The following is a 1,090-nucleotide window of genomic DNA, read 5'->3' on the forward strand; positions in this document are numbered from 1 at the left end:
CGATCAGGGGGGCGATGGTCGTGCCGTCGCGTTCGGCCGCTTTCCAGTCGCGTGGCCTGAGCTGGTATTTCTCGGAGTGGAGGTATTCCTCGCTGCCGGGGCGCTGGGGGGTGTTCTCGCAGAGTTCGTATCCGGCGTACAGGCCCCAGGAGGGGGAGAGGGTGGCGGCGAGGACGGCGCGGAGTTCGAAGGCGGGCCGGCCGCCGTGCTGGAGGAACTCGTGGAGGATGTCGGGGGTGTTGACGAACAGGTTGGGCCGCATGAACGCGGCGGTCTCACCGGCGAGTTCGGTCAGGTAGTCGGTGAGTTCCTGTTTGGTGTTGCGCCAGGTGAAGTAGGTGTAGGACTGCTGGAAGCCGACCGCGCCGAGGGTGCGCATCATCGCGGGCCGGGTGAACGCCTCGGCGAGGAAGACGACGTCCGGGTCGGTGCGGTTGATCTCGGCGATCACCTGCTCCCAGAACACCACCGGTTTGGTGTGCGGGTTGTCGACGCGGAAGATGCGCACGCCGTGGTCCATCCAGTGCCGCAGCACGCGTACCGTCTCGGCGACGAGGCCGGGCATGTCCCGGTCGAAGGCGATGGGGTAGATGTCCTGGTACCTCTTCGGCGGGTTCTCCGCGTAGGCGATGCTGCCGTCGGCCCGGTGGGCGAACCAGTCGGGGTGCTTGGCCACCCACGGGTGGTCGGGGGAGCACTGCAGTGCGAAGTCCAGTGCCACCTCCAGCCCCAGTCCCGCGGCCCGGCGCACGAACGCGTCGAAGTCCTCGAGGGTGCCCAGGTCCGGGTGGACGGCGTCGTGCCCGCCGGCCGGGGAGCCGATCGCCCACGGCACCCCCACGTCGTAGGGGCCGGGGGAGAGACTGTTGCCGGGGCCCTTGCGGAACGTCGTGCCGATGGGGTGGATCGGCGGCAGGTAGACGACGTCGAAGCCCATCTCCGCCACCGCCGGCAACCGCTCCGCCGCCGTACGGAACGTCCCGCTCACCGGCGGCCCGTCCGCACGCACCACCGCGCCCTCCGACCGCGGGAACAACTCGTACCACGCCCCGTACAACGCCCGCTCCCGCTCCACCAGCAACGGCAACGG

The 1,090-nt window shown here is 69.9% G+C and carries 1 pseudogene; it reads right to left on the reverse strand.

The window, feature by feature from the left end:
* Positions 1-1,090 (reverse strand): annotated as a pseudogene (locus tag ACFY93_RS34545) (alpha-1,4-glucan--maltose-1-phosphate maltosyltransferase); the annotation flags it as partial.

It is taken from the genome of Streptomyces sp. NPDC008313 (assembly GCF_042956125.1).
GTDB lineage: Bacteria > Actinomycetota > Actinomycetes > Streptomycetales > Streptomycetaceae > Streptomyces.